Consider the following 26,413-nt stretch of genomic DNA (forward strand, 5'->3'; position numbering starts at 1 on the left):
ATAAAAAACTTTACATATTTAATCTATCAATAAAATTAGATATCTTTTTTGATAATGTTTGCACTATATTAATAAATTTACTTTCAATTAAAATACGAAAAACAGGTTCTGTGCCAGATTTACGTATAATAATTCTGCCGTAATTTCCCAATAATTTTTTAGATTTATTTATAATATATTTATATTTTTTATGTTTTATAAACATGAAATATTTTTCATAAGAAAAATTTAATATAACCTGAGGGAACAAATTAATTTCACTAGATAAACTGTGTAAACTTAATTTATTTATTATCATTATAGAAATAATTTCTAGACTAGAAATTATTCCATCGCTGCAAAAAGATTTATCTAATAAAATTATATGACCAGAACTTTCTGCTCCTAAATTCCATTTATTTTTTTGTAATTTTTTTAAAATACAACGGTCCCCTACTTTAGAAATCTTAAAAGGTATACTTAATTTTTTCAAAGAAAAAATTAAGCCTTTATTACTCATATAAGTAATAACAACTCCTCCTTTCAAAATACCTATATTTTTAAAATATTTTGCAATTATGTATATGATTTTATCACCACAAACTATATTACCTAAATGATCAATCATGATCATTCTATCTCCATCTCCATCAAAAGCTAATCCAATATCTGCTTGTTCTGATATAACTTTTTTTTTAGAAAATATAAATTTGTAGAACCGCAAAATTTATTAATATTTTTCCCATTAGGAATATTAAATATATTAATAACTGTAGCTCCTAATTCATAAAATAATTTATTAGCAATATTATAAGTAGCTCCATTAGCATAATCTATAACTATTTTAAAGCGACAGGATTTAATTGTTTTTGTAAAATTTTTTTTACAAAAATTTATATAAATTCTAGATGCATTTGAAATAGTTGAAAAATAACTCATTGTTTGATGTGTAATATAATTTGAAGTATTTTCTAATTCTAGTTCAATTTCTCTTTCAATTATATCTGATAATTTACTACCATCTACAGAAAAAAATTTCACTCCATTAAATTCAAAAGTATTATGAGAAGCAGAAATCATAACTCCAAAACAAGATAATAACTTTGATAAATAAGATACAGCAGGAGTAGGAAGAATTCCAACAAAAATCACAGAAAAACCAGATGCAGATAAACCTGATGCAATACAAGACTCTAATATATAACTAGAAGAACGTGTATCAGTGCCAATTATAATATTTCTTGAATAATTTTTATTTAATAAAACTGTGCCTGCAGCTAATCCTAATTTTAAAATAAAATTTTTAGTAATAGGAATAGTACCTATTTTTCCACGAATTCCATCAGTACCAAAATATTTATGATTGATCATCAAAATTTAAATCCTTAAATAATTTTACAATTTTAATAATATCTATAGCATTTAGTGTTTCTTTAACATCATGAGTTCTAATAATATTAATACCTTTAAGAATAGCAATAATATTACAAGTAAGACTTCCTGCTAAAGATTCTGATACTTGTATATCCAATAATTTAGTTATCATGGATTTTCTTGACATACCTACCATTAAAGGTAAATTAAATGATTTAAATTTATGTATATTAGATAAAATTTGATAATTATTAATGATACTTTTACTAAAACCGAAACCAGGATCTAATATCAACCTATTTCTATTTATTCCTAATGTTTCACATAATAATATTTTTTTAGAAAAAAAATTATATACTTCTTTTAAAACATTAGAATATTTATAATCATTAACTATTGTACTATTTGTTAATTTGCTATGTACAATACAACATAAAACTTCAGATTTAGATATCTCTTTTAAAGATTCATTTGTAGAAAAAGAGCGTACATCATTTATCATATGAGCTCCTTTAGCAATTGATTCTTTAATAACTACATATTTAGATGTATCAATAGATATAAAAATATCAAATCTAGAAGATATAGCTTCTAATACAGGAATGACACGATCTAACTCTTCTTGTTCGCTTATTTCTGTATAGTTTGGCCTTGTAGACTCTCCTCCAATATCTAAAATATTAATACCTAAAGAAATCATATGATAAGCACGATCAATCGAATTAGGTAAAGAATAATATTTTCCTCCGTCAAAAAAAGAATCAGGAGTAACATTAAGAATTCCCATGACATTTATATTAGATAGATCTAATGAAATATTTTTAACTTTTATTTTCATTCAACTCTCTTTAAAAAATTAAAAGATCTTTTAAAAATATGTAAAATTAAATAAAGTAACTATTATTAAAATGGTATTTTAAAATATTAAGTCATTGCCTACTGGTAAAAAAATTTAACAGTAGACTTAAAACAAAATATATTTTGATTTTTAATAAAATTAAAAAAATTTAAAAAAAATCAATTCATGATAAATAAAATTTTATATCTAAATTAGTTATTTATACCCTTAATAAAGAAAATTATTTTTATCGCAAACTTTATTTAAAGAATTTTTATTATGAGAATCATCAGTATTTAATTTAATACTAGTGGTTTTATCATTCCAATTTTTAGGAGGTTTCACATCTCTTCTATTCATTAAATCATCAATCTGCGAAGAATCAATTGTTTCATATTTAATTAAAGCATCTTTCATTGAATGCAAAATATCTATATTTTTATTCAAAATTGAACGAGCTCTTTTATAATTATTTTCTATTAATAATTTTACTTCTTCATCAATTATATGAGCTGTTTCATCAGACATATGTTTAGCTTTTGCAACTGATCTACCTAGAAAAACTTCACCTTCTTCTTCTGCATAAAGTAAAGGACCCAATTTATCTGAAAAACCCCATTGAGTAATCATATTACGAGCTAAATTAGTAGCAACTTTAATATCATTAAAAGCTCCGGTAGAAACATTATTCTTTCCATAAATTATTTCTTCAGCTAAACGACCTCCATATAAAGTAGATATTCTACTTTCTAATTTTTTACGACTAATGCTTATCATATCTTTTTCTGGTAAAAAACAAGTAATACCTAAAGCTTGTCCTCTTGGAATAATAGTAACTTTATGAACAGGATCGTGTTCTGGTACTAAATAGCCAATAATTACATGCCCTGATTCATGATAAGCTGTAGATTCTTTTTGTAAGTCAGTCATAATAATAGATTTTCTTTCAGTACCCATGATAATTTTATCTTTAGCTTTTTCAAATTCTGACATAGAAACAAACAAGTTGTTATTTCTAGCAGCAAATAATGCAGCTTCATTAACTAAATTAGCTAAATCTGCACCAGAAAATCCAGGAGTACCTCTAGCAATTATCATAGATTCTACATCAGAAGATAAAGGCACTTTTTTCATATGTATTTTTAATATTTGATTTCTACCACGTACATCAGGTAAAGAAACAATTACTTGACGATCAAATCTTCCAGGACGTAATAAAGCTGGATCTAAAACATCAGGTCTATTAGTTGCTGCTATAACTATGACACCTTCGTTTCCTTCAAAACCATCCATTTCAACTAACATTTGATTTAAGGTCTGTTCTCTCTCGTCATGACCTCCTCCTAAACCAGCCCCTCTTTGTCTTCCTACAGCATCTATTTCATCAATAAAAATAATACAAGGAGATGATTTTCTAGCATGATCAAACATATCTCTAACTCTAGAAGCTCCTACTCCTACAAACATCTCAACAAAATCAGAACCAGAAATAGTAAAGAATGGAACTTTAGCTTCTCCTGCAATAGCTTTAGCTAGTAAAGTCTTACCTGTTCCTGGAGGACCTACCATTAATACACCTTTAGGAATTTTGCCTCCTAATTTTTGAAAACGATCTGGTTCTTTTAAATATTCAACAAGTTCCATAACTTCTTCTTTAGCTTCATCACATCCAGCAATATCAGAAAATGTAATTTTTATCTTATTTTCTGTTAAAATTTTAGCTTTACTTCTACCAAAAGACATAGCTCCTTTTCCGCCACCAATTTGCATTTGACGCATAAAAAATATCCAAACACCAATTAATAATAACATTGGAAACCAAGAAATAAAAACAGAAGTAACAAAACTAGGTTCTTCAGGAATTTCTCCTATAACTTTCACATTTTTAGTAATTAAATTATCTAATAATTTAGGATCATTAATCGGTATATAAGTTTTATAGGAAATATTATTTTTTTTAATAACACTAATTTCTCTACCATTAATATGTACTTCACGTATCTGATCTTGATTGACTTCTGATAAAAAAGTTGAATAATCAATTTTCAAAATATTAACTTCATTTGAATTAAAACTTTGAAATACAGACATAAATATAATAGCTATGACTAACCAGATAATTAGATTTTTGGCCATGTCACTCAAAGGAATAACCTCTCATAAAAACTAAATTAGAAATAAATAGCTCAGATTTAATTATTTTTTTTATTTTTAGCTAAAATAAAAATTTCACGAGAACGGCTACGTGAAGCATCTGGCTTATGAATTTTAACTTCAAAAAAAATCAGTTTTATCTTTTTAATAAGCGATTCAAATTCAGTACCATGAAATGATTTTATTAAAATAAAACCGTGTTTATCCAAAAATTTTATTGAAATTTGTAAAACTAACTCACACAAATTAGTAGATTTTAAAGAATCAATAATCAAGTTTCCACTGATATTAGGAGATATATCTGACATAATAAAATTTATTTTTTTACCTTTAATACTTTGATGAATCGATTTTAAAGTTGAATACTTTCTTAAATCTCCTTGAATAAACTTAACACCAAGGATAGGATTCATAGGTAAGATATCACATGCTATAATTTCACTTTTAGAACCTATTCTATTAATTGCATAGTTTGACCAACCTCCAGGAGCAGATCCTAAATCAATTATATTCATGTTTTTTTTAAATAAACTATATTTATAATCTATTTGTTGTAATTTAAACCATGATCTAGAACGTAAATTATTTTTTAATGATAATTTAACATATTTATCATTAAAGTGTTCTTTTAACCAATTACTAGAAGACTTAGATTTTTTTTTAGACATATAATTTTAGTGTTTATAGGTAAATTATTATAAATACAAATAGATGTTAATTTAAACTATATATATTGAATATTTAATATTTTATATTTTACATTACCTCCAGGTGTTTTAACTAAAGATACATCATTAATTTTTTTGCCTATGATTCCTCTAATTATAGGAGAATTTATAGAAATTAAATTTTTTTTAAAATCTGCTTCGTCATCTCCTACTATACAACAAGTAAATTGATCTTGATTATGTAAGTTTAGTAAAGTTACAGTAGAACCAAAAATTACTTTGCCTTTATTAGGTATTTTCTTTATATCTATAATTTGAGCATTAGAAAGTTTAAATTCAATTTCTTTAATTCTACCTTCACAAAAACTTTGTTCTTCCCTAGCAGCATGATATTCCGCATTTTCTTTTAAATCACCATGTTGTCTAGCTTCTTTTATAGCAGATATGATTAAAGGACGTTTTATATATTTTAATCTTTTCAATTCTTGACGAAGTTTTTCAGCGCCTATCAGAGTCATAGGAGTTTGATTAATCATTTTGACATACCTCTTATAATTTATAAATTAATTAATTTTAAAATTAAATAATAATTTGAATATTATATAAAATTAAATAATTAAAATAAAAATATTAATTTACAATTAATAATTTATAATATTATTTTATAATACTATAACCATAAAATTTAATAATCTCAAAAATAATAACTAATTTTTGTAATTATATAATATAGAAAAAACTAGTATTAAATATATATAAACTATTAAAAATTAGATATTTAGTTTAAATAACAACAAATACTTATTAAAATTAAAAATTTAAAACAACTAAAAGAAAAAATAAAAAATGAAAATAGAAAAAATAAAAGAAACTTTAATAAAAGAGTTAAAATTAACAAAAGTATATATAAAAGGAAATGAACATCACATAGAAATTATCGCGATTGGAGATTTTTTTTTGAGAAAGAGTGAAGTACAAAGACAACAACATGTATACAAACCTCTGATGAATTACATAACAAATAAGAAAATTCATGCTATAACAATCAAAGCATATACTATAAAAGAATGGCAATCAAAAAAATCAATAGAAATATATTAATATTAGAAAATAAAAATTATTAAATTATATAATATAATGATAAACAAAATAAATAAAATAATGATAAATGGTCCAACAAGACTAAATGGAGATGTAAACATTTCAGGATCAAAAAATGCATCACTGCCAATATTATTTGCTACTTTACTTACAAAAGAAAAAATAATATTAAATAATGTACCAAATATTAAAGATATTGAAATAACTATAAAACTATTAAAACATTTAGGTGTTAAGATTAAAATATATAAATCAACATATATAATTCAATCAAATAAAGTTAGAAAATATTCGATTCCGAACAATTTAGTTATCAGTACAAGAGCATCTATTTGGGCATTAGGAGCATTTTTAACCCGTTTTAAAAAAATTAAACTTGCATTTCCAGGAGGATGTAATATAGGACTTAGACCTATAGATATTCATATAGAAGGATTAAGAAAACTAGGAGCAATAATAAAAGTAAAAGATGGTTTTATTAAAGCATATGTAAAAAAAAAATTAAAAGGTGTCTGTATTATCATGAAAAAAATTAGCGTAGGAGCAACAATTAATATCATGAATGCAGCAATTTTAGCAGAAGGAACAACAATAATCAAAAATGCAGCAAAAGAACCTGAAATAATTGATACTGCTAATTTTCTTAATATGTTAGGAGCTAATATTGAAGGAGCAGGAAATTATAAAATCACTATAAAAGGAGTAAAAAGTTTAAAAGGAGGATCCTATAAAATACCTCCAGATAGAATAGAAACTGGAACATTTCTAGTAGCCGCTGCTATTTCTAAAGGAAAAATTACATGCCACAATACAAAAACAAATGTATTGGATTCAATATTAAGTAAACTAGAAGAATCAGGAGCAAAAATTAAAATTGGAATAAATTGGATAAGTCTTGATATGAAATATCAAAAACCTAAATCAGTAAATATAGTAACTGCTCCATACCCTGGTTTTCCAACAGATATGCAAGCACAGTTTACAATACTAAATATTACTTCACAAGGAAAAGGAACAATTAAAGAAACAATATTTGAAAATCGTTTCATGCATATTCCTGAAATAATTAAAATGGGAGCTAAAGTAAAAGTAAAAAAAAATAATATAATTTGTGATGGAGCGTCTAATTTATTATCTTCTGAAATTACAGCTAAAGATTTAAGATCTTCGGCTAGTCTAATACTAGCAGGATGCATAGCTCAAGGAAAAACTATAATAAATAATATATATCATATTCAGAGAGGTTATGAAAATATTTTATATAAATTAAAAATACTTGGAGCTAATATAAAAATTATTAAATAAATTAAATAAAAATCTATAAAACTTCAACTTAAAAAGGATAAAATACAATGTACGCAATTTTTTTAAGTGGCGGAAAACAATATAAAGTAATTGAAGGACAAGAAATAAAAATAGAGAAAGTAAAAGATAAAATAGGTAATTTTATACAATTTAAAAAAGTTTTAGTTATATCAAAGAAAAAAAATACACAAATTGGTAGCCCTTTTGTTAAAGGAGGTATAGTCGAAGCAAAAGTCAATGATCATATTAGAGATAAAAAAATTGTTATTATTAAATTTAAAAGAAGAAAACATTATAAAAAAAAACAAGGTCACCGTCAATGGTTAACAAAAATAACTATAACTAAAATTAGTAAAAATACAAAAAGATTAGAGGAGACAAAAAATGGCTCATAAAAAAGCAGGAGGATCCACTAGAAACGGGAGAGATTCTCATTCAAAAAGATTAGGAGTTAAACGTTTCGGAGGAGAATTAATATCTGCAGGTAGTATAATAGTAAGACAAAGAGGTACTAAATTTCATGCTGGAAATAATGTAGGATGTGGTAAAGATCATACATTATTCGCTAAATGTAATGGAAGAGTAGAATTTAAAATACAAGGAAAAAATAAAAAAAAATATATAAATATATTAGAGACAAAATACTAAAATTATTTAATTAGAAACTATTTAAACATACAAAATTTTATTTTAAATAATTATTTTACTGAAATATTTCAAAATATAATTTTTAAAATTAATTTTATTTCAGTAAAATATTAAATAGGCAAGAAGCATGAAATTTATAGATGAAGCAAAAATTGAATTAATAGCTGGTAATGGAGGTAATGGATGTATTAGTTTTAGAAGAGAAAAATATATAGACAAAGGAGGACCTGATGGAGGAGATGGAGGAAATGGAGGTAATATTTACTTAATAACAAATAATAATTTAAATACATTAATAGATTATAGATATAAAAGATTATTTAAAGCAACAAATGGTGAGAATGGAAAATCTAAAAATAGATATGGAAAAAATGGAAAAGATATATATATTACAGTACCTGTAGGGACTAAAATCATAAACTATTTAAATAAAAAAACTTTATTTAACATGGAATTAAATGAACAAAAAATCATTTTAGTCAAAGGAGGTAAAGGAGGAATAGGTAATACAAGATTTAAATCTTCCACTAATAGAACTCCTAGATATAGAACAATGGGTAAAAAAGGAGAATCAATAATATTAAAATTAGAATTAATTCTTTTAGCTGATGTAGCTACATTAGGAAAACCTAATGCAGGAAAATCTACATTAGTATCTAAAATTTCTAATGCAAAAACCAAAATAGATAATTATCCATTCACTACTTTAATACCAAAATTAGGAATGGTAAAAATAAATCAAAAAAATGATTTTATCATTGCAGATATACCTGGTTTAATTAAAAATGCTTCTAAAGGTGTAGGACTAGGTATAAGATTTTTAAAACATATAGAAAAATGTAAATTAATATTGCATATTATAGATATAGCAAATCAAAATATGAAAGATATAGTTAAAAATATAAAAATGATAGAATATGAAATAAAAAATTATAATAATAAAATATATAAAAAACCTACGTGGTTAGTATTTAATAAAATAGATTATCTTAAAAAAAACAAAATAAACAATAGAATAAAAAAAATAATTAATTTTTATAAAAATAATTATAAACATTATTTAATTTCTGCAAAATATAATATAGGAATTAAAAAATTGTGTTTAGATATTAGTAATTTTTTAAAAAAAACTGAAAATAAAATTATTAACAAACAATATTGATAAAGCATTTTTTGAAAAAATATCAAAATATATAATTAAAAATATATAATTTAAATTTTTTTATATAAAATTATATAGTTAAAATTATTCTTTAAAAATACTTATTTTTAAAAAAAAGTAAAAATTAAAAAAAATATAAAAAAAATAAAAGATAGTCTTTATATTATCAAATAAAAATACTTATTATATTATAATTAAATATACTATGAAAAAATATATAGGAGCTGGTCAAAAGAAATAAAAAAAATTAATTAAATTAATAATTTATCCTAATCTTTAAATAAAAATTTAAAATATCATAAATAATAAAAATATCATACAACTATTAATTTAAATATCTTAAAAAAGAAAGTCCGGTATACAACAAACCGGCTCTTTCAAATAATAAAAATATTTTGAAAATGTTAACGTTTAGAAAATTGTGGTTTTTTACGCGATTTTCTCAAACCTACTTTTTTTCTTTCTACTTCTCTTGAATCACGAGTAACAAAACCTGATTTTCTTAAGTCTTTACGAAATAATTCATCATATTTAATTAATGCACGAGAAATACCTAATCTAATGGCTCCAGCTTGCCCAGAAATGCCACCACCTTTTACAGTAATATAGAAATCAAATTTATTTAATAAATTTAATAATACTAAAGGTTGTTTAACAAGCATACATGATGTTTCTCTACTAAAATAACTCTCTAATTTTTTATTATTAATAGTAATTTTACCACTACCTTTTTTTACAAAAACACGAGCAGAAGAACTTTTACGCCTACCAGTACCATAATATTGAGTTAATGACATGATAGAAATATACCTCCTTTATATTAATAAAATGTTATTTATATGATAAGATTTCTTGGTTGTTGAGCAGTATGATTATGATAATTACCAGGAAATACTTTTAATTTTTTCAGCATTAATTTACCTAAAGAGTTTCTAGGTAACATACCTTTAACAGCATTAAATATAATTCTTTCTGGAAATTTACATAACATTTCTTTAAATTTTAATTTTTTAATTCCACCAATGAATCCTGTATGTCTATAATATATTTTATTATTTAATTTATTACCAGTAACTAAAATTTTCTTTGAATTTAAAACAATAATAAAATCTCCTATATCAATATGAGGAGAATATTCTACTTTATGTTTTCCGCATAATATATGAGCAATTTTAGTAGATAACCTACCTAAAACTTTATTAGTAGCATCAACGTAGTACCAATTTCTTTTAATGTTTAAAGGTTTAATCAAAAAACTTTTCATAAAAATCCTTAAATTAACTAGAAAAACTAATATCATATTCAAAAAAAATCAATGACTATCTAAATATATGTCATATCTTGATTTATATAAAAAATGTTATTAATATAATATACATTATTTCAGAATAAAAATATAACAAGTTTAATTAGTAATTTAAGAAATTTAAAATTTTAATATATAAAATATGTTAAAAACAAAATAAGAAAATAGTGTTTAAAATGTAATTTTAATTATATAAAAATCAAATATTCAATAAAAATAATAAAGATTTACCAATTATTATTTAAATAAAAATATGAAAAAATTAGCATATATAAAAATAAAATAATACATAAAAACATAAAAGATCAAACATTTTAAAAATGTTTATAAAAATATTAACAAAAAATTCATAAATAATATTAATAATTCATGATAAATTAATAGTATTATATGTTAATAGGTAGTCATTATGATTTCCGATAATTCTTTGATATTCTTAAGAAAAAAAATTAATACAATTGATGAAGAAATACTATTACTTCTTCATAAAAGAAAAAAAATAGCAATTGAAATAGCAAAAATTAAAATAGATAGAAATAAACCAATAAGAGATATAAAAAGAGAAAAAGAACTAATAAATAAATTAATAAAAATAGGTGATAAAAAAGATCTTGAATCAAATTATATTTATAAGATATTTAAGATCATAATCAAAAACTCGGTAAATATTCAAAATAATTTACTTGAAAAATATAATAATAAAAATAAAATTTATGAGCCTATATTAGGATTTTTAGGACCAAAAGGATCTTATTCAAACTTAGCAACAACAGAATATGCAAGTAAAAATTTTAATAAGTTTTCAACAAAAGGATTAAAAAACTTTCAAGAAGTTATTAATAATCTTTGCGATAATAAAATAAATTATGCTGTTTTACCTTTAGAAAATAATAATTCAGGTACTATAAATGAAGTATATGATCTAATTGAAAAAAACGATAATTTATATATAGTAGGAGAAATTTATATTTTAATTGATCATTGTTTATTAACTACAAAAAATGTAAAAAATATTAATAACATAAAAAAAATATATAGTCATCCTCAACCAGTTCAACAATGTAGTAAATTTATTAATCAAATTAAAAATTGTAATATTCAATATACATCAAGTACATCGTCTGCAATGCAAATAATTTCTAATACAAATTTAAATGACATTGCGGCTATAGGAAGTAAATTAGGAAGTAATTTTTATAAATTAAAAATCTTAAAAGATAATATTTCTAACAAAAAAAATAATATTACTCATTTTATAATACTATCTAATGAATATAAAAAAAATTTAGAATTAAAAAAATCTAAAACTAGTTTTATCATAGAAGTAAAAAATAATATTACAGATTTAATAGAAATATTATTGATAATAAAAGAAAATGATCTTAAGGTCACTAAAATAGAATCAAGACCTGCTAGCGGATCTTTATGGAATAAAACATTCTATATAGATATTCAGTCTCATTGTGATTCACAAAACATGCAAAAAGTAATTAAAAAAATTGATATTTTTACAAATAGAATTAGAATTCTAGGATGTTATCCCATATGTAATTCTTTCGATAAAATATTAAAAATATAAACAAAAATATTTTATAAAATAAATATGAAATTAATTTCTTAATATAATTGTACAAATCAATTTAATATTAAAATAATTTCGTTAATGTTATTATATAAAAATAATTTATTATGAGTAATTAAAATGTTCGGTAATTTAACAAAACAACTAAAAAAAACAATACAAAAAATTAGTAATAGAGGAAGATTAACAGAAAAACATATAAAAAATACAATAAGAGAAGTTAGAATTGCATTATTAGAAGCAGATGTATCATTATTAGTTATTAAAAAATTCATAGATGCAATTCAAAAAAAAGTAATAGGAATAAAAATAAACAAAAGTTTAACTCCCGGACAAGAATTTATTAAAGTTGTTATGAGAGAGTTAATAAAAATAATGGAAGATGATAAACAAAAACTAAATTTATCAGTACAACCACCGGCTGTAATATTATTTCTGGGAATACAAGGAGTAGGTAAAACTACTAGTGTAGTTAAATTAGGAAATATATTAAAAAATAAAAATAAAAAAGTAATAATAGTATCAACAGATATCTATCGCCCTGCCGCTATAACACAAATAGAAATATTATCAAAAAAAATAAATATTGATTGTTTTAAATCAGATATAAATGAATCTCCTGATAAAATAGCAATTAAAGCACTAGAATATGCAAAAATAAAATTTTATGATGTTTTATTAGTTGATACTGCAGGACGTATGCATATAGATAAAAAAATGATGAATGAAATAAAAAATATTTATAATGCTATAAATCCTGTTGAAACATTATTCGTTATTGATGCAATGACAGGACAAGATAGTATAAATATTGCAAATAGTTTCAATAAAAAAATTAATATAACAGGAATTATATTAACTAAAACAGATGGTGATGCAAGAGGAGGAGCAGCTCTATCTGTAAAATATATAACTAAGAAACCAATAAAATTTATTAGTAATGGAGAAAAAATACATTCTATAGAAAAATTTAATCCAAAAATAATAGCAAAACGTATATTAGGAATGGATGATACAATAAATATAATAGAAGAAATAGAAAATAAAATAAACAAAAAAGAAATTGAAAAAATTACTAATAAATTAAAACAAGGAGAAAATTTTGATTTAAATGATTTTTTATTACAAATAAAACAAATAAAAAAAATGGGAGGAATTGTAAATTTAATAGAAAAATTTAAATCTAATAACAAAATTATAAATAATATAAAATCAAATACAAGCAAAAAAGAACTTAATAAAATTGAATCCATAATTAATTCTATGACTATAAAAGAAAGAAAACAGCATAATATTATTAAAGGATCCAGAAAACGTAGAATATCTCTAGGATCAGGTACAACTATACAAGATGTTAATAATTTACTTAAACAATTTACTAAAGTAAAAAATATTATGAAAAAAATTAAAAACAAAGGATTATCTAAAATAATACATGATTTTAAAAATATGATACCAAAAAACATCTTTTAAAAAATACTATTTTTATATTAAATAAATAAGGAAAAATCAGCATGGTAAAAATTCGTTTAGCTAGACATGGTTCAAATAAAAGACCATTTTATAAAATAATAGTTGCAGATAATAGAAGGGCTAGAAATGGACGTTTTATAGAAAAAATTGGTTTTTTTAACCCTTTGCAAAAAGATAAAAATAAAAAAGTTTCAATGAAAATAAAAAGAATAGCATTCTGGATTAAAAATGGAGCTATATTGTCAGAAAGAGTTAAAAATATATGTAAAACATACAATAAATAAAAATTTTTAAAGAATATAAATGCTAAAAAAACAAAATAAAAAACAAAAATCAAAAATTATTATAGGAAAAATTGGTTCTCCTTATGGTATTCTAGGTTGGATTTCAATATTTTCATTTACACAGAAAAAAAAAAATATATTTGCATATAATTTTTGGAAGATAAAAAAAGAGAAAAAATATTTTGATATTACAGTAATTAAATGGAAAAGAAAAAAAAATAAATTTTATGTAAAAACTAAAGAAATAAAAGATAGAACTCATGCATCACAGTTTACAAATTGTAATATATTGATTGATGAAATAAATTTACCTATATTAAAAAATAATGAATATTATTGGAAAGATATAATAAATTGCGAAGTTTATAATTTAAATAATTATAAAATAGGATATGTTATTAGCTTAATAGAAAATGGGTGCTATGATATTTTAGTAATAAAAACAAATCTAAAAAAAAATAAAAAAATGATGTTTATTCCTTTTATAGAAAAAAAAATCATTAAATACGTTAACATAAATAAAAAAATCATAAAAATAGAACTACCAAATTGAATAATAACAAGACAAAATTAAACATTAAAAAATTAAAATTAAATTGGATAGGTATTATAACTATATTTAAAGAAATGTTTAAATCTATCACAGATTATGGTATTACAAGCAGAGCTATAAAAAACAAAATTATTAATTTAGAATACTGGAATCCAAGAGAATTCTCTTGCAATAAACACAAAAGGATAGATGAAAGACCATATGGTGGAGGACCTGGAATGGTAATGCAAGTCAAACCTTTGGTAAAAGCAATACATGCAGCAAAAATAAAAGCAGGAAAAAATGTAAAAGTATTTTTTTTATCTCCTCAAGGAAAAAAAATAGATCACAAAAATATTGTAGATTTAGCTACTAACTTAAAAATAATTTTAGTATGCGGAAGATATGAAGGGATAGATGAAAGAATAATCAAAAAAGAAATTGATGAGGAAATATCTATAGGAGATTACATTACTAGCGGAGGAGAGCTTCCAGCTATGGTAATAATTGATGCAATTATCAGAATTTTACCTGGAGCATTAAAAAAGCGAAAATCTTTTAAAAATGATTCTTTTTATAACGGAATTTTAGACTATCCTAATTACACTAGACCTAAAATAGCCTATAATATGGAAGTACCTAAAGTATTATTATCTGGTAATCACAAAAAAATTGACGAGTGGAGATTTAAAAAATCTTTAGAAAAAACTTGGATAAAAAGACCTGATTTAATTAAAAAAATAAATTTAAATAGTAATGAAAAAAAAATTTTAAATGAGTATAAAAAACAATTTTATTTAAAAAAAATTAAATACAAAAAATAAAATTAGGATATATAATGAATCAAATAATAAAAAATATAGAAGAAAAACAGTTAAAAATCAATATACCAAATTTTAGATCAGGAGATATTATAGAAGTTAATGTATGGGTGGTAGAAGGTAATAAAAAGAGAATTCAAATGTTTGAAGGTTTAGTAATAGGAATTAAAAATAGAAAATTAAATTCATCTTTTACTATAAGAAAAATATCAAACGGAGAAGGAGTTGAAAGGGTATTTCAAACACATTCTCCTATAATTGAAAGTATTAATATAAAAAGATTAGGATATGTAAGAAAATCAAAACTATATTATCTTAGAAAAAAAGTAGGTAAATCTGCAAAAATCAAAGAAAGATTAACATAAATAAAAAGCAGTCAAGAATAAAAAATTCTGACTGCAATATTTAATTTTTTTAAAATATTAAATATTTAATTAATTAAAATTATAAATTTTTATAATTTAATTAGTTCCTCCAATAGTTAAATTATTTAATTTAATAGTTGGTTGGCCTACTCCTACAGGAATACTTTGACCATCTTTTATGCATATACCTATACCACTATCTAAGGATAAATCATTCCCTACCATAGAAATTTGCTGCATTACTTCAATACCAGATCCAATTAATGTTGCATTTTTTATAGGATTTGTAATTTTTCCATTTTTTATTAAATAAGCTTCTGAAGTAGAAAATACAAATTGACCTGAAGTAATATCTACTTGACCTCCGCTGAAATTTGTAGCATACAAACCAAAACCAACACTTTCGATAATTTCATCTTTATTTGATAAACCAGGCAACATATAAGTATTAGTCATACGAGGCATGGGCAAATGAGCATAAGACTCACGACGGCAATTACCTGTAGATTTAGTATCCATAAATTTAGCGTTTAATTTGTCTTGCATATAACATTTTAATATTCCATTTTCAATTAAAATATTTTTTTGACTAGGAGTTCCTTCATCATCAATTGTTAAAGAACCTCTCCTACCAAATATAGTTCCATCATCTATAATAGTACATAAACTTGAAGCAACTTTTTTGCCTATTTTATTACTAAATAAAGAAGTACCATGTCTATTAAAATCTCCTTCTAATCCATGACCAACAGCTTCATGTAATAATACTCCAGGCCATCCAGAACCTAATACAACAGCATAAGAACCTGAAGGAGCAGGTATTGCATATAAATTTAATAAAGCAGAACGAACAGCTTCTAGAGTCCAATATATTATATTAGTTTCACCTGAATTATTTTTTTCCATAAAAAATTTATAACCATCACGTCTACCTCCACCCATAAATCCTTGTTCTCTTTTACCATTCTCTTCAACAAAAACACTAATATAAACATGTATTAAAGGTCTAATATCATAAGATAAATTACCATCTGTGGATGAAACAAAAATATTTTCATAATTACTCAAAATACGAGCATTAACATCTACAACTCTTTTATCAGCTTTTCTAGCAACATTATTTATAATATTTAATATATCTATTTTTTCTTCAGAAGTATTACCTCTTAAAGGATTTATAAAATTGTATTTATTACTAGTGATAACATTATTAAAATTAATAATTTTATTATTTACATAATTTTTATCATAAATACTATCACATGCCATTTTTGAAATTTTAAATAATGAATCTACATTTATATCATTAGAATAAGAAAAACCAGTTTTGGAACCATTAATAGCTCTTATACCTATTCCATGATCTTCGTGGTAAGAACCTGTTTTAATAATGCCATTCTCTAGCAACCAAGATTCCTGTAATATTGATTGAATATAGATATCTCCATATTCTATTTTAGAATCAGACATTTTATTTAAAACATCATAAATATTTTCTTTATGGATATTATTAGAAGTTAATAAATTCTGTTTTACTGAATTAATAGTCATTATTATAAACCTATAAAAATAAAATAATTGGATTATATAAAATATTATTTAATAATTTATTTAAGATTTTAAAAAATAATAATTATCAAAATAGTTTAAAAAATTATTATTTAATATTTATATATTCCAAAAATAATAATTAAAAAAACAAAAATTCTTTAATATTAATTATTGATATATTAATACAATATAGTATTATTTGAAAAATAGTATTTAATATTTATTTTAGTTATTATTTTATCATAAACAGTGTATAGGATTTTTAAAAACAGATGAAAAAAAAAAATAATGTTTTAATATTAAATGGTCCAAATTTAAATTTGTTAGGTATAAGAGAAAAAAATATTTATGGTAATTTTACAATTGAAGAATTAATAAAAATTACTACAAAAGAAGCAAAAAAACTAAATATAAAATTATTTCATATACAATCTAATGCAGAGCATATTTTAATAGATGAAATACATAAATGTATGAATTATATAAATTTCATAATTATAAATCCGGCTGGTTTATCACATACTAGTATATCTCTAAGAGATGCATTATTATCAGTGAATATAAAATTTATAGAAGTACATATATCTAATATATATAAAAGAGAAGAATTTAGGAAAAATTCATATATTTCTGATATAGCAGATGGAATAATATGCGGTTTTGGAATTAATAGTTATTTATTAGCTTTAAAAGCATCTGCAGAATTGTTAAAATAGAATAATAGTATTTTAGGTTTCAATATGGATATAAAAAAAATAAGTAAGCTAATTAAATTAATAGAACAATCATGTATTAGTGAAATTAAAATTTCTAATGGATCAGAAGTAGTAAAAATTAAAAAAAGCATTTATATGCATAAAAACACAAAAAATTCAGAAAAAATACAAATATATAAAAAAAATAATTTAAATAAAAGAATAAGAAATAACAAAAAAAACAAGGAAAAAAAAACAATAATAAAATCACCAATGGTAGGTACTTTTTATTATAATTCACATAAAGATTCCAAACCATTTATATCAATAAATCAAAGAATTAATAAAGGAGATATAATTTACATTATTGAAGCTATGAAAGTAGTAAATCATGTAAGATCAGAAAAATCAGGCATAATTAAAAAAATTTTAGTAAAAAATGGACAATCAGTAGAATTTGATCAACCATTAATTATTATAGAATAAAAGGGAGAATTAATCTGAAAAAAATTCTAATTGCTAATAGAGGGGAAATAGCACTACGTATCTTAAGAAGTTGCAAAGAAATGGGCATAAAAACAGTTGCAGTACATTCTACAATAGATAAAAATTTAAAACATGTGTTATTAGCAGATGAAACAGTATGTATAGGACCTCCTGAAATATCAAAAAGTTATTTAAATATTCCATCAATTATTTCAGCAGCTGAGATTACCGGATCTACAGCTATTCATCCAGGTTATGGCTTTCTAGCAGAAAATGCAAATTTTGCAGAACAAGTAGAAAAATCAGGTTTTATATTTATAGGTCCAAAAGCAGATACAATGAAAAAAATGGGAGACAAAATATCTGCTATAAAGATAATGAAAAGTTACAAAATTCCATGTATACCTGGTTCAAATAAAAAAATAAGTATAAACATGAAAAAAAATTATAAATATGCTGAAGAAATTGGTTATCCAATTATATTAAAAGCTTCAAAAGGAGGAGGAGGTAGAGGAATAAGAATTGTAAAAAATAAATACAAATTAAAAGAGAATATAATTTTAGTAAAAAAAGAATCTAATTTATCATTTAATGACAAAACAATATTTATGGAAAAATATTTAAATGATGCACGTCATATTGAAATACAAATATTAGCAGATGGAAAAGGTAATGCAGTATACATATCTAATAGAGACTGTTCAATCCAATTAAATAATCGTAAAATTTTAGAAGAAGCTCCTGCTATAGGTATTAATAAAAATATCATTGATAATATAAGTAAAATATGCATAAATGTTTGTATAAAAATAAAATATAAAGGAGTAGGAACTTTTGAATTTTTATACAAAAACAAAAAATTTTTCTTTATAGAAATGAATACTAGAATTCAAGTTGAACATGCAATTACAGAAATGGTTACAGGAATAGATTTAATTAAAGAGCAAATAAATATATCATTTGGAAAAATACTATCAATTAAACAAAATCAAATAAAAACAAAAGGTCACTCTATAGAATGTAGAATAAATGCAGAAAATATTAAAACATTACTTCCTAGTACTGGTAAAATAGAAGAATTACATATTCCTAGTGGTTTCGGAATTCGATGGGAATCACATATTTACAACGGATATCCAATAACTCATTACTATGACTCAATGATAGCTAAAGTTATATCATTAGGTGAAAATAGATATATTGCAATCAAAAAAATGCAAAATGCTTTAACAGAAACTATTATTAGCGGTATAGAAACAAATATAAAATTACAAAAAAAAATATTAAATAACAAAAAATTTATTAAAGGTAAAATTAATTCTAAATTTATAAAAGACATAGTAGAAAATATAAAAAATCAAAACATGCACTTCTAAGATTTACTAAAATTATTTGAAGTGCAGTTTTATAATATTTAGTCAAAATATATTTATTTTAATTCATTCCATATTTCTTTAATTTTTTACGTAATGTACCTCTATTAATACCCATTAAAGAAGCAGCTTTAGTTTGATTACCTCTAGTATGTTGCATAATAACATCTAATAAAGGTTGTTCTACTTCATTCAAAAAATAATTATAAATATTCTTTAAATTAGAATGATTTAAATTAGAAAAAAAATTTTTTAAAGCTATACTAATAACATTACGTAAAGGTTTTTCCACAATTTTATTGTTTATATTTATAGTAGGAACTAAAACTACAAAATTAGAATTTATATTATTTAAAAACATGATTTCATATTCTCTTTATATTTAGTAAAGATATCTTAATTATACAACATTTATTATTTAAAGAATTAAAACTAGAAATTATTTATAATAAATAAAAAATAAAAAATAAAACAAGAAAATAATTATCTTTATACTAACTAAAAAATTAAAAAATCAAATTTAAACATGTTTAATTAATTTAATTAGTGAAATCATATCATAAGGCAAAGAAATTCTCCATTTCATTTTCTTTTTAGTAATAGGATGATATAATTCTAACATAAACGCATGTAATGCCTGGCGATGAAATTCATTAATTTTTTTATTAAAAAAATTTTTTTTATATATCATTTTATGGTGGTTATTAATATATAATTTATCCCCTACAATAGGATGATTAATATGTGATAAGTGAACACGAATCTGATGAGTTCTACCTGTTCCTAAAGAAATAAATAAAAAAGAAAAATTTTTAAAATAACTAATGACTTTACAGTTAGTAATTGACTCTTTACCTTTATTATTAACACTCATTTTTGTTCTATAAATTTTATGTCTAGCTATAGGATAATTAATTTTTATATTAGAGCTAACATTACCATATACTATAGACTTATAATACCTTTTAACTTTATGTAATTTAAAATAATTTATTAAAATATTATATGAAATAATATTTTTTGCAATAACCATTAAACCTGAAGTATTTTTATCTAAACGATGTACTATACCAACTCTAGGAATATTTATCATTTTATAATCACGATAAAGTAATGCATTTAAAACAGTTCCATTTAAATTACCAGCTCCTGGATGAACAACTAAATTACATGGTTTATTAATAACTATTATATCTTTATCTTCATATATTATATCTAAATTTATATTTTGAGGTATTAACTCATTTAGATTACTCTGAACAATTTTAACATAAATTTTGTCTCCATTAAAAATTTTTTTTTAGGAACGTTTACAATAATATTATTTACATAAACTTGATTTTTTAAAATGACTTTTTTAAAAAAAGAACGAGAATAATTTTTAAACAAATAAACTAAAACATAGTCTAATCTTTTTCCAAATAATTCAGAATTAAAAACAAATGAACTTAAATGATATTCTTTAAACATAAAATAATCCTTAAAATAGTTATATAAATATATAATTAATTAAAATATATTAGAAAATAAATATAAATTAAAATTATAACAAAATATTCAAGATTACATTACAATAGTTTAATATATAAAGATCTATAATAATTTAAGTAAATATTTTATATCACAAAAAAATATATATGATAAAAACCACAAATGAAATACGTAAAATGTTTCTGGAATTTTTTTATAATAAAGATCATAAAATTTTAGAAAGCAGTTCACTAATACCTAAAAATGATAACACGTTATTATTTACAAATGCAGGTATGAATCAATTTAAAAATATTTTTTTAGGAAGTGAAAAAGCAAAATATCCCAGAATTGTAACTACGCAAAAATGTTTAAGAACAGGAGGAAAGCACAATGATATTGAAAATGTAGGAAATAGTAACAAACATCATACATTTTTTGAAATGCTAGGAAATTTTAGTTTTAATGATTATTTTAAAAAAGAAGCAATTAATTATGCTTGGGAATTACTAACAAGTAAAAAATGGTTTAATTTACCAAAAGAAAATTTTATAATTACGATATACAAAACAGACAAAGAAACTTATAAAATATGGTTAAATGACATAGGAATAAATAAAAATAATTTAATAAAAATAGGAGACAACAAAAAAAATAAATACTGCTCAGATAATTTTTGGCAAATGGGAAAAGACGGACCTTGCGGACCATGTACAGAAATTTATTATAATAATAATACAAAAAATACATGTTTTAAAAAAAATAAAGAAGATTTTATCGAAGTTTGGAATATAGTATTTATGCAATTTAATAAAATTTCTCATGATAATATTAAACCTTTAAGAAAATCATATATTGATACAGGAATGGGATTAGAAAGAATTTCTGCAGTATTACAAAAAGTAAATTCTAATTTTAAAATAGATATTTTTATAGAATTAATTAATCATATAATTAGTTTAGCTGACAAAAAAATAATAAATAAAAAATCTATATATATTATAGCAGATCATATAAGATCTATATCTTTTATGATAATAGAAGATATAACTCCATCAAATGAAGGTAGAGGATATACTCTTAGAAAACTTATTAGAAGATCAGTATTACATGGAAGTAAAATTGGTATTAAAATAATTTTTTTACATAAATTAATTCCTGTATTAATTAAAACAATGGGATTCTTTGCAAATGAAATTAAAAATAAAAAAAATAAAATAAAAAAAATAATAAAAGAAGAAGAAAAAAAATTTTTAATTCTATTAAAAAAAGGAAAAAAATTATTAAATCAACATCTAAATGATAAACAAAAAATCATTTCAGGGAAAAAAATATTTTATTTGTATGATACATTTGGAATACCTATAGAATTAATGTCAGATATATGCAATACAAAACAAATCAAACTAGATATTAATGGATTTAGAAAATGTATGGAAAAACAAAAAACATTAGCTAGAAATAATAATAATTTTGATAAAAAATATAATACCTCCATACTACCAATAAATTCAATATCTAAATTTAAAGGATTTGAAAAACACCAAATAACATCCAAAATTATTTTTATAATTGTCAATAACAATTTATTAAAACAAATAAATAAAAATGATGAAACAATTATTATATTACAAGAAACATGTTTTTTTCCTGAATCTAGTGGTCAAAAAGGAGACACAGGATATATAAAAACAAGTACAGGATTATTTAAAGTAAAAAATACTATTAAATATGGATTATCAATAGCTCATATTGGAGAATTAAAACAAGGAAGTATAAATATAAATGATTCTGCAGATATCATATTAAATCAGGAAAGAAGAAATAAAATAGAAATAAATCATACCGCAACACATTTATTAAATGCTGCTTTAAAAAAAATTTTGGAATCTGAAATAGAACAAAAAGGATCTTGGATAAATGACAAATATTTAAGATTAGATTTTACATACAAAAAAAATATAAAAATACATCTAATACATCAAATAGAAAATTTAGTTAATTATCACATTAGAAAAAATCATGAAATTAAAACTTTTAATATGAAATTTGAAGATGCTTGCAAAAAAAATATATCTAAATTAGAAAACAAAACATATAAATCAATCGTAAGAGTTTTATCTATAAATAAATTTTCAAATGAATTATGCGGTGGAACACATACAAAAAATACTGGTAATATTGGATTATTTAAAATAATATCATGTGTTAGTAATTCAGCAAATACTAGAAGAATAGAAGCAGTTACTGGACAAATAGCTTTAGATAAAATACATGAACAAAATATAGAAATAAAACATATTAATTCAATTCTTGGCACAAATAATAATCAAATAAAATCAAAAATTCAAAATTTAATTTATGATAAAATAAATTTAGAAAAGCAAGTTGCTTCATATAAAATTAAAGAAATTGAAATAACATACAAAAAAATAATTAAAAATTTTATAAAAATAAAAGATATTAAATTTATTTTTTATATTTTAGATAATATAGAAAATAAACTAATATTTAAATTAATAGATAAAATCAAAAATAAAATAAAACCTGTAATTATTGTAATAATTAATAAAAAAAATGAAAAAAATTTTATTATAATATCAATCAGTAATTGCATTACAAAAAAAATACAAGCAAAAGATATAATAAAAATTATACTTAAAAAAACAAATGGAAAAGGAGGAGGAGGAAAAAATATAGCTATAGGAGGAAATATTAATTTAAATTATATAGAAAAAGCAATAAATAATTTAAAATTATGGATAAATCAAAATATATAAATTGACTACTTTATATATTAATATATGTTTTATAAGCATTAAATAAGAATGAATCTTTGTATTTTTTTAAGGAGTAAAATAGAATGCTTATTCTAACTCGTAGAGTTGGTGAGACTCTTATGATAGGTGATGAAGTTACAGTAACTGTATTAGGAGTAAAAGGAAATCAAGTTCGCATAGGAGTAAATGCGCCCAAAAAAATTTCAGTTCACAGGGAAGAAATATATAAAAGAATTAAATCTGAAAAAATAAATAATAAATAAATATATATTTTAAAAAAAAAATTGACTTATTTTGTAAAAAAAGTAATATAAAAATTATAAAAATTTATTTTAATATAAAAGGTGAGATGGCCGAGAGGATTAAGGCGCTCTCCTGCTAAGAGAGTATGTAACTAATAAATGCATCGAGGGTTCGAATCCCTCTCTCACCATAAATTAAATAAAAATTTAAAATATAAAATATATACTTAGCATCCGTAGCTCAGATGGATAGAGTATTCGGCTACGAACCGAAAGGTCGGAGGTTCGAATCCTCCCGGATGCAATATAAAAAAATTAAGTATTTAATTATAAATAAAATATAATAATTATGTTTACATAATCATTTTTTTTAAAAAATTATATATATTAATATAATTTGAAAACTAAGATTATAAGGCAAAAAACATACAAAATGTTATCTAATATTTCAAAAGAGCTAAACTGGTTACAAAAAAATAATAAAATATTAAAAGGAATTAAAAAAGGTATAGAAAGAGAAACATTAAGAATTGAATATAATGGAAATATATCACCTAAAAATCACCCTAAAAAAATGGGATCTTCATTAACTAATAAATGGATTACTACAGATTTTTCTGAAAGTTTAATGGAATTTATTACTCCTGCATATGATAATATAAATAAAACAATATTTTTCCTGCAAGATATTCATAATTATGTGTCTAATAATTTGATTAAAGAATATATGTGGCCTTTTAGTATGCCTGGATTTATTAAAAATCAAAATAAAATTGAAATTGCAAACTATGGAACATCTAATATAGCTAAAATAAAAAAAATATATAGAGAAGGTTTAAAAAATAGATATGGTGTTTATATGAATATCATGTCAGGAATACATTATAATTTTTCTTTTCCAAAAAAATTTTGGAAATATTGGTTTGAGTATAAAGGATTAAAAAAAAACCAACATAACATATCTAATAGTTATATGAAATTAATTAGAAATTATTATAGATTTGGTTGGATAATACCATATTTATTTGGAGCATCTCCTGCTATATGCTCTTCATTTCTAAAAAAAAATAAAACTAATATAAAATTCATAAAAAATAAAAAAGAAGTTTTGTACCTTCCTTGGGCTACATCTTTAAGATTAAGTGAAATTGGTTATAACAATAAATTGCAAAAAGAAATAAAAATTAATTTTAATTCTATTAATTATTATATAAAACAACTAAAATTAGCTCTAAATACACCTATAAAAAAATTCAAAAAATTTGATGTTTGTAAAAATAAAATAAAAAAACAACTAAATTGTAATATATTACAAATGGAAAATGAACTTTATACACAAATTAGACCTAAAGTAAATATTAAACCTAATCAAATACATTATAAAGAATTACTGAATAAAGGTATAGAATATATAGAAATAAGATCATTAGATGTAAATCCTTTTTCTTCTATAGGAATAAATAAAATACAGATGCATTTTTTAGAAATATTTATCATATGGTGTATGATAGGAAGTTCCAAAAAAATGAATCAAACAGAACTAAATATTTCGAATGAAAATTGGAATCGTATTATATTAGAAGGTAGAAAACCTAAACAAATTATAAAATTTAAAAAAAATAAAACAATTTATTTAAAAAATGTTATGAATCACATAATAAAAGATCTATATGAAATAGCAGAAATATTAGATGACAAATCAAAAAATAAATCTTATACAAAATCTTGCAATAATGTATATGAATTAATTAAATATCCAGAATTAACTTACTCTAATATTACTCTCAAAAAAAATCTAAAATATGGAATGAAAGAAAGCGGTTTAATGTTAGCAGAAAAATATTTTAATAAATTTAAAAATAAATCAATGAAAATTTTAAAATATGAAGATTTTATAAAAGAAATAAAATATTCAAATAAACTAAAAAAAGAAATAGAAAATCAAGAAAAAATCAATTAATTAAAAAAACAAATTTATTATAAATAGAAATTTATTTAAATTAATTGCATAAAAATATTTTTATACAATAAAATTATATCTAAATTTAAATTAAACTACATAAATCAATATACAAATATATTGATTTAATACATTAAAAAATAAAATTTCATACAAATTAACTAAGAAAATAAAATATATTTATACAATTAAACTTTAATATAAAAATATTATTTAGTTGTATACTATACATAATCAGTGAATTTTATTAATAACTATATTATT

At 21.7% G+C, this 26,413-nt stretch carries 29 protein-coding genes and 2 tRNA genes; 19 read left to right on the top strand and 12 right to left on the bottom strand.

Annotated features, from left to right (window positions below; translation table 11 throughout):
- Window positions 1–10: 10 nt before the first annotated feature.
- The 6 genes from AB4W60_RS01695 to greA form a co-directional block, all read right to left on the bottom strand.
- Complete coding sequence (locus AB4W60_RS01695) at window positions 11–703, bottom strand: hypothetical protein (RefSeq protein WP_343188472.1); 693 nt, start codon at window positions 701–703, stop codon at window positions 11–13.
- Entirely contained in the window at window positions 637–1,350 is a 714-nt protein-coding gene (locus tag AB4W60_RS01700) for a hypothetical protein (protein ID WP_367676042.1), read from the bottom strand. The genes AB4W60_RS01695 and AB4W60_RS01700 overlap by 67 nt, the downstream gene beginning before the upstream one ends.
- A complete protein-coding gene (gene folP, locus AB4W60_RS01705; RefSeq protein ID WP_367676043.1) occupies window positions 1,337–2,191 on the bottom strand; it encodes a dihydropteroate synthase in 855 nt (284 codons plus the stop codon). The genes AB4W60_RS01700 and folP overlap by 14 nt, the downstream gene beginning before the upstream one ends.
- Before the next feature lie 228 nt (window positions 2,192–2,419).
- Window positions 2,420–4,327, bottom strand: a complete 1,908-nt coding sequence (gene ftsH, locus AB4W60_RS01710) for an ATP-dependent zinc metalloprotease FtsH (protein ID WP_367676044.1) — start codon at window positions 4,325–4,327, stop codon at window positions 2,420–2,422.
- Between the two features lie 56 nt (window positions 4,328–4,383).
- Window positions 4,384–5,013: an SAM-dependent methyltransferase gene (locus tag AB4W60_RS01715; RefSeq protein ID WP_343188476.1), complete on the bottom strand. Its 630-nt coding sequence runs from the start codon at window positions 5,011–5,013 to the stop codon at window positions 4,384–4,386.
- A gap of 56 nt (window positions 5,014–5,069) precedes the next feature.
- A complete protein-coding gene (gene greA, locus AB4W60_RS01720; protein ID WP_343188477.1) occupies window positions 5,070–5,549 on the bottom strand; it encodes a transcription elongation factor GreA in 480 nt (159 codons plus the stop codon).
- Window positions 5,550–5,859: 310 nt separating this feature from the next.
- Here greA and AB4W60_RS01725 point away from each other — a divergent pair, with 310 nt between their 5' ends.
- From AB4W60_RS01725 to cgtA, 5 genes are all read left to right on the top strand, one after another.
- Window positions 5,860–6,114 (top strand): BolA/IbaG family iron-sulfur metabolism protein, encoded by a 255-nt coding sequence (locus AB4W60_RS01725; RefSeq protein WP_343188478.1) that lies wholly within the window; start codon window positions 5,860–5,862, stop codon window positions 6,112–6,114.
- Between the two features lie 48 nt (window positions 6,115–6,162).
- The gene (murA, locus tag AB4W60_RS01730) at window positions 6,163–7,419 is read left to right on the top strand and encodes a UDP-N-acetylglucosamine 1-carboxyvinyltransferase (RefSeq protein ID WP_367676326.1); all 1,257 of its coding nucleotides are present in this window, start codon (window positions 6,163–6,165) and stop codon (window positions 7,417–7,419) included.
- A 47-nt stretch (window positions 7,420–7,466) separates the two neighbouring features.
- Window positions 7,467–7,814, top strand: a complete 348-nt coding sequence (gene rplU, locus AB4W60_RS01735) for a 50S ribosomal protein L21 (protein WP_367676045.1) — start codon at window positions 7,467–7,469, stop codon at window positions 7,812–7,814.
- The gene (rpmA, locus tag AB4W60_RS01740; RefSeq protein WP_343182899.1) at window positions 7,804–8,067 is read left to right on the top strand and encodes a 50S ribosomal protein L27; all 264 of its coding nucleotides are present in this window, start codon (window positions 7,804–7,806) and stop codon (window positions 8,065–8,067) included. The genes rplU and rpmA overlap by 11 nt, the downstream gene beginning before the upstream one ends.
- 127 nt (window positions 8,068–8,194) lie before the next feature.
- Window positions 8,195–9,229, top strand: coding sequence for an Obg family GTPase CgtA (cgtA, locus tag AB4W60_RS01745; RefSeq protein ID WP_367676046.1), 1,035 nt, complete (start codon window positions 8,195–8,197; stop codon window positions 9,227–9,229).
- 404 nt (window positions 9,230–9,633) lie between these two features.
- Here the strand turns inward: cgtA and rpsI are convergent, their stop codons facing one another.
- Complete coding sequence (rpsI, locus tag AB4W60_RS01750) at window positions 9,634–10,026, bottom strand: 30S ribosomal protein S9 (RefSeq protein ID WP_343188481.1); 393 nt, start codon at window positions 10,024–10,026, stop codon at window positions 9,634–9,636.
- A 38-nt stretch (window positions 10,027–10,064) separates the two neighbouring features.
- Window positions 10,065–10,493 (bottom strand): 50S ribosomal protein L13, encoded by a 429-nt coding sequence (rplM, locus tag AB4W60_RS01755; protein WP_343188482.1) that lies wholly within the window; start codon window positions 10,491–10,493, stop codon window positions 10,065–10,067.
- 451 nt (window positions 10,494–10,944) lie between these two features.
- Between rplM and AB4W60_RS01760 the strand changes: the two genes are divergently transcribed.
- The 6 genes from AB4W60_RS01760 to rplS all read left to right on the top strand — a co-directional run bounded on the left by AB4W60_RS01760 (window position 10,945) and on the right by rplS (window position 15,592).
- Window positions 10,945–12,114 carry a chorismate mutase gene (locus AB4W60_RS01760; RefSeq protein ID WP_367676047.1) on the top strand — a complete coding sequence of 390 codons (1,170 nt, stop codon included), beginning with the start codon at window positions 10,945–10,947 and terminating at the stop codon, window positions 12,112–12,114.
- A 123-nt stretch (window positions 12,115–12,237) separates the two neighbouring features.
- Window positions 12,238–13,590 (top strand): signal recognition particle protein, encoded by a 1,353-nt coding sequence (gene ffh, locus AB4W60_RS01765; protein WP_343188484.1) that lies wholly within the window; start codon window positions 12,238–12,240, stop codon window positions 13,588–13,590.
- A gap of 41 nt (window positions 13,591–13,631) precedes the next feature.
- Window positions 13,632–13,874 carry a 30S ribosomal protein S16 gene (gene rpsP / locus AB4W60_RS01770; protein ID WP_343188485.1) on the top strand — a complete coding sequence of 81 codons (243 nt, stop codon included), beginning with the start codon at window positions 13,632–13,634 and terminating at the stop codon, window positions 13,872–13,874.
- A 19-nt stretch (window positions 13,875–13,893) separates the two neighbouring features.
- On the top strand, window positions 13,894–14,427 hold the full coding sequence (gene rimM, locus AB4W60_RS01775; protein ID WP_367676048.1) for a ribosome maturation factor RimM: 534 nt from the start codon (window positions 13,894–13,896) through the stop codon (window positions 14,425–14,427).
- On the top strand, window positions 14,424–15,230 hold the full coding sequence (gene trmD / locus AB4W60_RS01780; protein WP_367676049.1) for a tRNA (guanosine(37)-N1)-methyltransferase TrmD: 807 nt from the start codon (window positions 14,424–14,426) through the stop codon (window positions 15,228–15,230). Before rimM ends, trmD begins: the two co-directional genes overlap by 4 nt.
- Window positions 15,231–15,244: 14 nt before the next feature.
- Window positions 15,245–15,592: a 50S ribosomal protein L19 gene (rplS, locus tag AB4W60_RS01785; protein ID WP_343188488.1), complete on the top strand. Its 348-nt coding sequence runs from the start codon at window positions 15,245–15,247 to the stop codon at window positions 15,590–15,592.
- Window positions 15,593–15,688: 96 nt separating this feature from the next.
- Here the strand turns inward: rplS and tldD are convergent, their stop codons facing one another.
- Window positions 15,689–17,143 carry a metalloprotease TldD gene (gene tldD / locus AB4W60_RS01790; protein WP_367676050.1) on the bottom strand — a complete coding sequence of 485 codons (1,455 nt, stop codon included), beginning with the start codon at window positions 17,141–17,143 and terminating at the stop codon, window positions 15,689–15,691.
- A gap of 272 nt (window positions 17,144–17,415) precedes the next feature.
- Here tldD and aroQ point away from each other — a divergent pair, with 272 nt between their 5' ends.
- Genes aroQ through accC form a run of 3 tightly spaced genes read left to right on the top strand, consistent with a single transcriptional unit; the run spans window position 17,416 to window position 19,700 of the window.
- Window positions 17,416–17,859, top strand: a complete 444-nt coding sequence (aroQ, locus tag AB4W60_RS01795) for a type II 3-dehydroquinate dehydratase (protein ID WP_343188490.1) — start codon at window positions 17,416–17,418, stop codon at window positions 17,857–17,859.
- A gap of 24 nt (window positions 17,860–17,883) precedes the next feature.
- Entirely contained in the window at window positions 17,884–18,324 is a 441-nt protein-coding gene (accB, locus tag AB4W60_RS01800; protein WP_367676051.1) for an acetyl-CoA carboxylase biotin carboxyl carrier protein, read from the top strand.
- Between the two features lie 14 nt (window positions 18,325–18,338).
- A complete protein-coding gene (accC, locus tag AB4W60_RS01805; protein ID WP_367676327.1) occupies window positions 18,339–19,700 on the top strand; it encodes an acetyl-CoA carboxylase biotin carboxylase subunit in 1,362 nt (453 codons plus the stop codon).
- Between the two features lie 58 nt (window positions 19,701–19,758).
- Here the strand turns inward: accC and fis are convergent, their stop codons facing one another.
- From fis to AB4W60_RS01820, 3 genes are all read right to left on the bottom strand, one after another.
- Entirely contained in the window at window positions 19,759–20,058 is a 300-nt protein-coding gene (fis, locus tag AB4W60_RS01810) for a DNA-binding transcriptional regulator Fis (RefSeq protein ID WP_343188492.1), read from the bottom strand.
- Between the two features lie 159 nt (window positions 20,059–20,217).
- Window positions 20,218–20,991 carry an RluA family pseudouridine synthase gene (locus tag AB4W60_RS01815; protein WP_367676328.1) on the bottom strand — a complete coding sequence of 258 codons (774 nt, stop codon included), beginning with the start codon at window positions 20,989–20,991 and terminating at the stop codon, window positions 20,218–20,220.
- Complete coding sequence (locus AB4W60_RS01820) at window positions 20,943–21,167, bottom strand: S4 domain-containing protein (RefSeq protein ID WP_367676052.1); 225 nt, start codon at window positions 21,165–21,167, stop codon at window positions 20,943–20,945. The genes AB4W60_RS01815 and AB4W60_RS01820 overlap by 49 nt, the downstream gene beginning before the upstream one ends.
- A 167-nt stretch (window positions 21,168–21,334) precedes the next feature.
- Here AB4W60_RS01820 and alaS point away from each other — a divergent pair, with 167 nt between their 5' ends.
- The 5 genes from alaS (at window position 21,335) to gshA (ending at window position 26,149) form a co-directional block, all read left to right on the top strand.
- Window positions 21,335–23,947, top strand: coding sequence for an alanine--tRNA ligase (alaS, locus tag AB4W60_RS01825; protein ID WP_367676053.1), 2,613 nt, complete (start codon window positions 21,335–21,337; stop codon window positions 23,945–23,947).
- Between the two features lie 83 nt (window positions 23,948–24,030).
- Window positions 24,031–24,210, top strand: coding sequence for a carbon storage regulator CsrA (gene csrA, locus AB4W60_RS01830; protein WP_343182915.1), 180 nt, complete (start codon window positions 24,031–24,033; stop codon window positions 24,208–24,210).
- Window positions 24,211–24,290: 80 nt separating this feature from the next.
- A tRNA-Ser gene (locus AB4W60_RS01835) sits at window positions 24,291–24,380 on the top strand.
- Window positions 24,381–24,419: 39 nt separating this feature from the next.
- Window positions 24,420–24,493, top strand: a tRNA-Arg gene (locus AB4W60_RS01840).
- Between the two features lie 129 nt (window positions 24,494–24,622).
- Complete coding sequence (gene gshA, locus AB4W60_RS01845; RefSeq protein ID WP_343188494.1) at window positions 24,623–26,149, top strand: glutamate--cysteine ligase; 1,527 nt, start codon at window positions 24,623–24,625, stop codon at window positions 26,147–26,149.
- The last annotated feature ends 264 nt before the right edge of the window (window positions 26,150–26,413 follow it).

This window comes from Buchnera aphidicola (Neophyllaphis podocarpi) (assembly GCF_964059055.1).
GTDB lineage: Bacteria > Pseudomonadota > Gammaproteobacteria > Enterobacterales > Enterobacteriaceae > Buchnera_M > Buchnera_M aphidicola_A.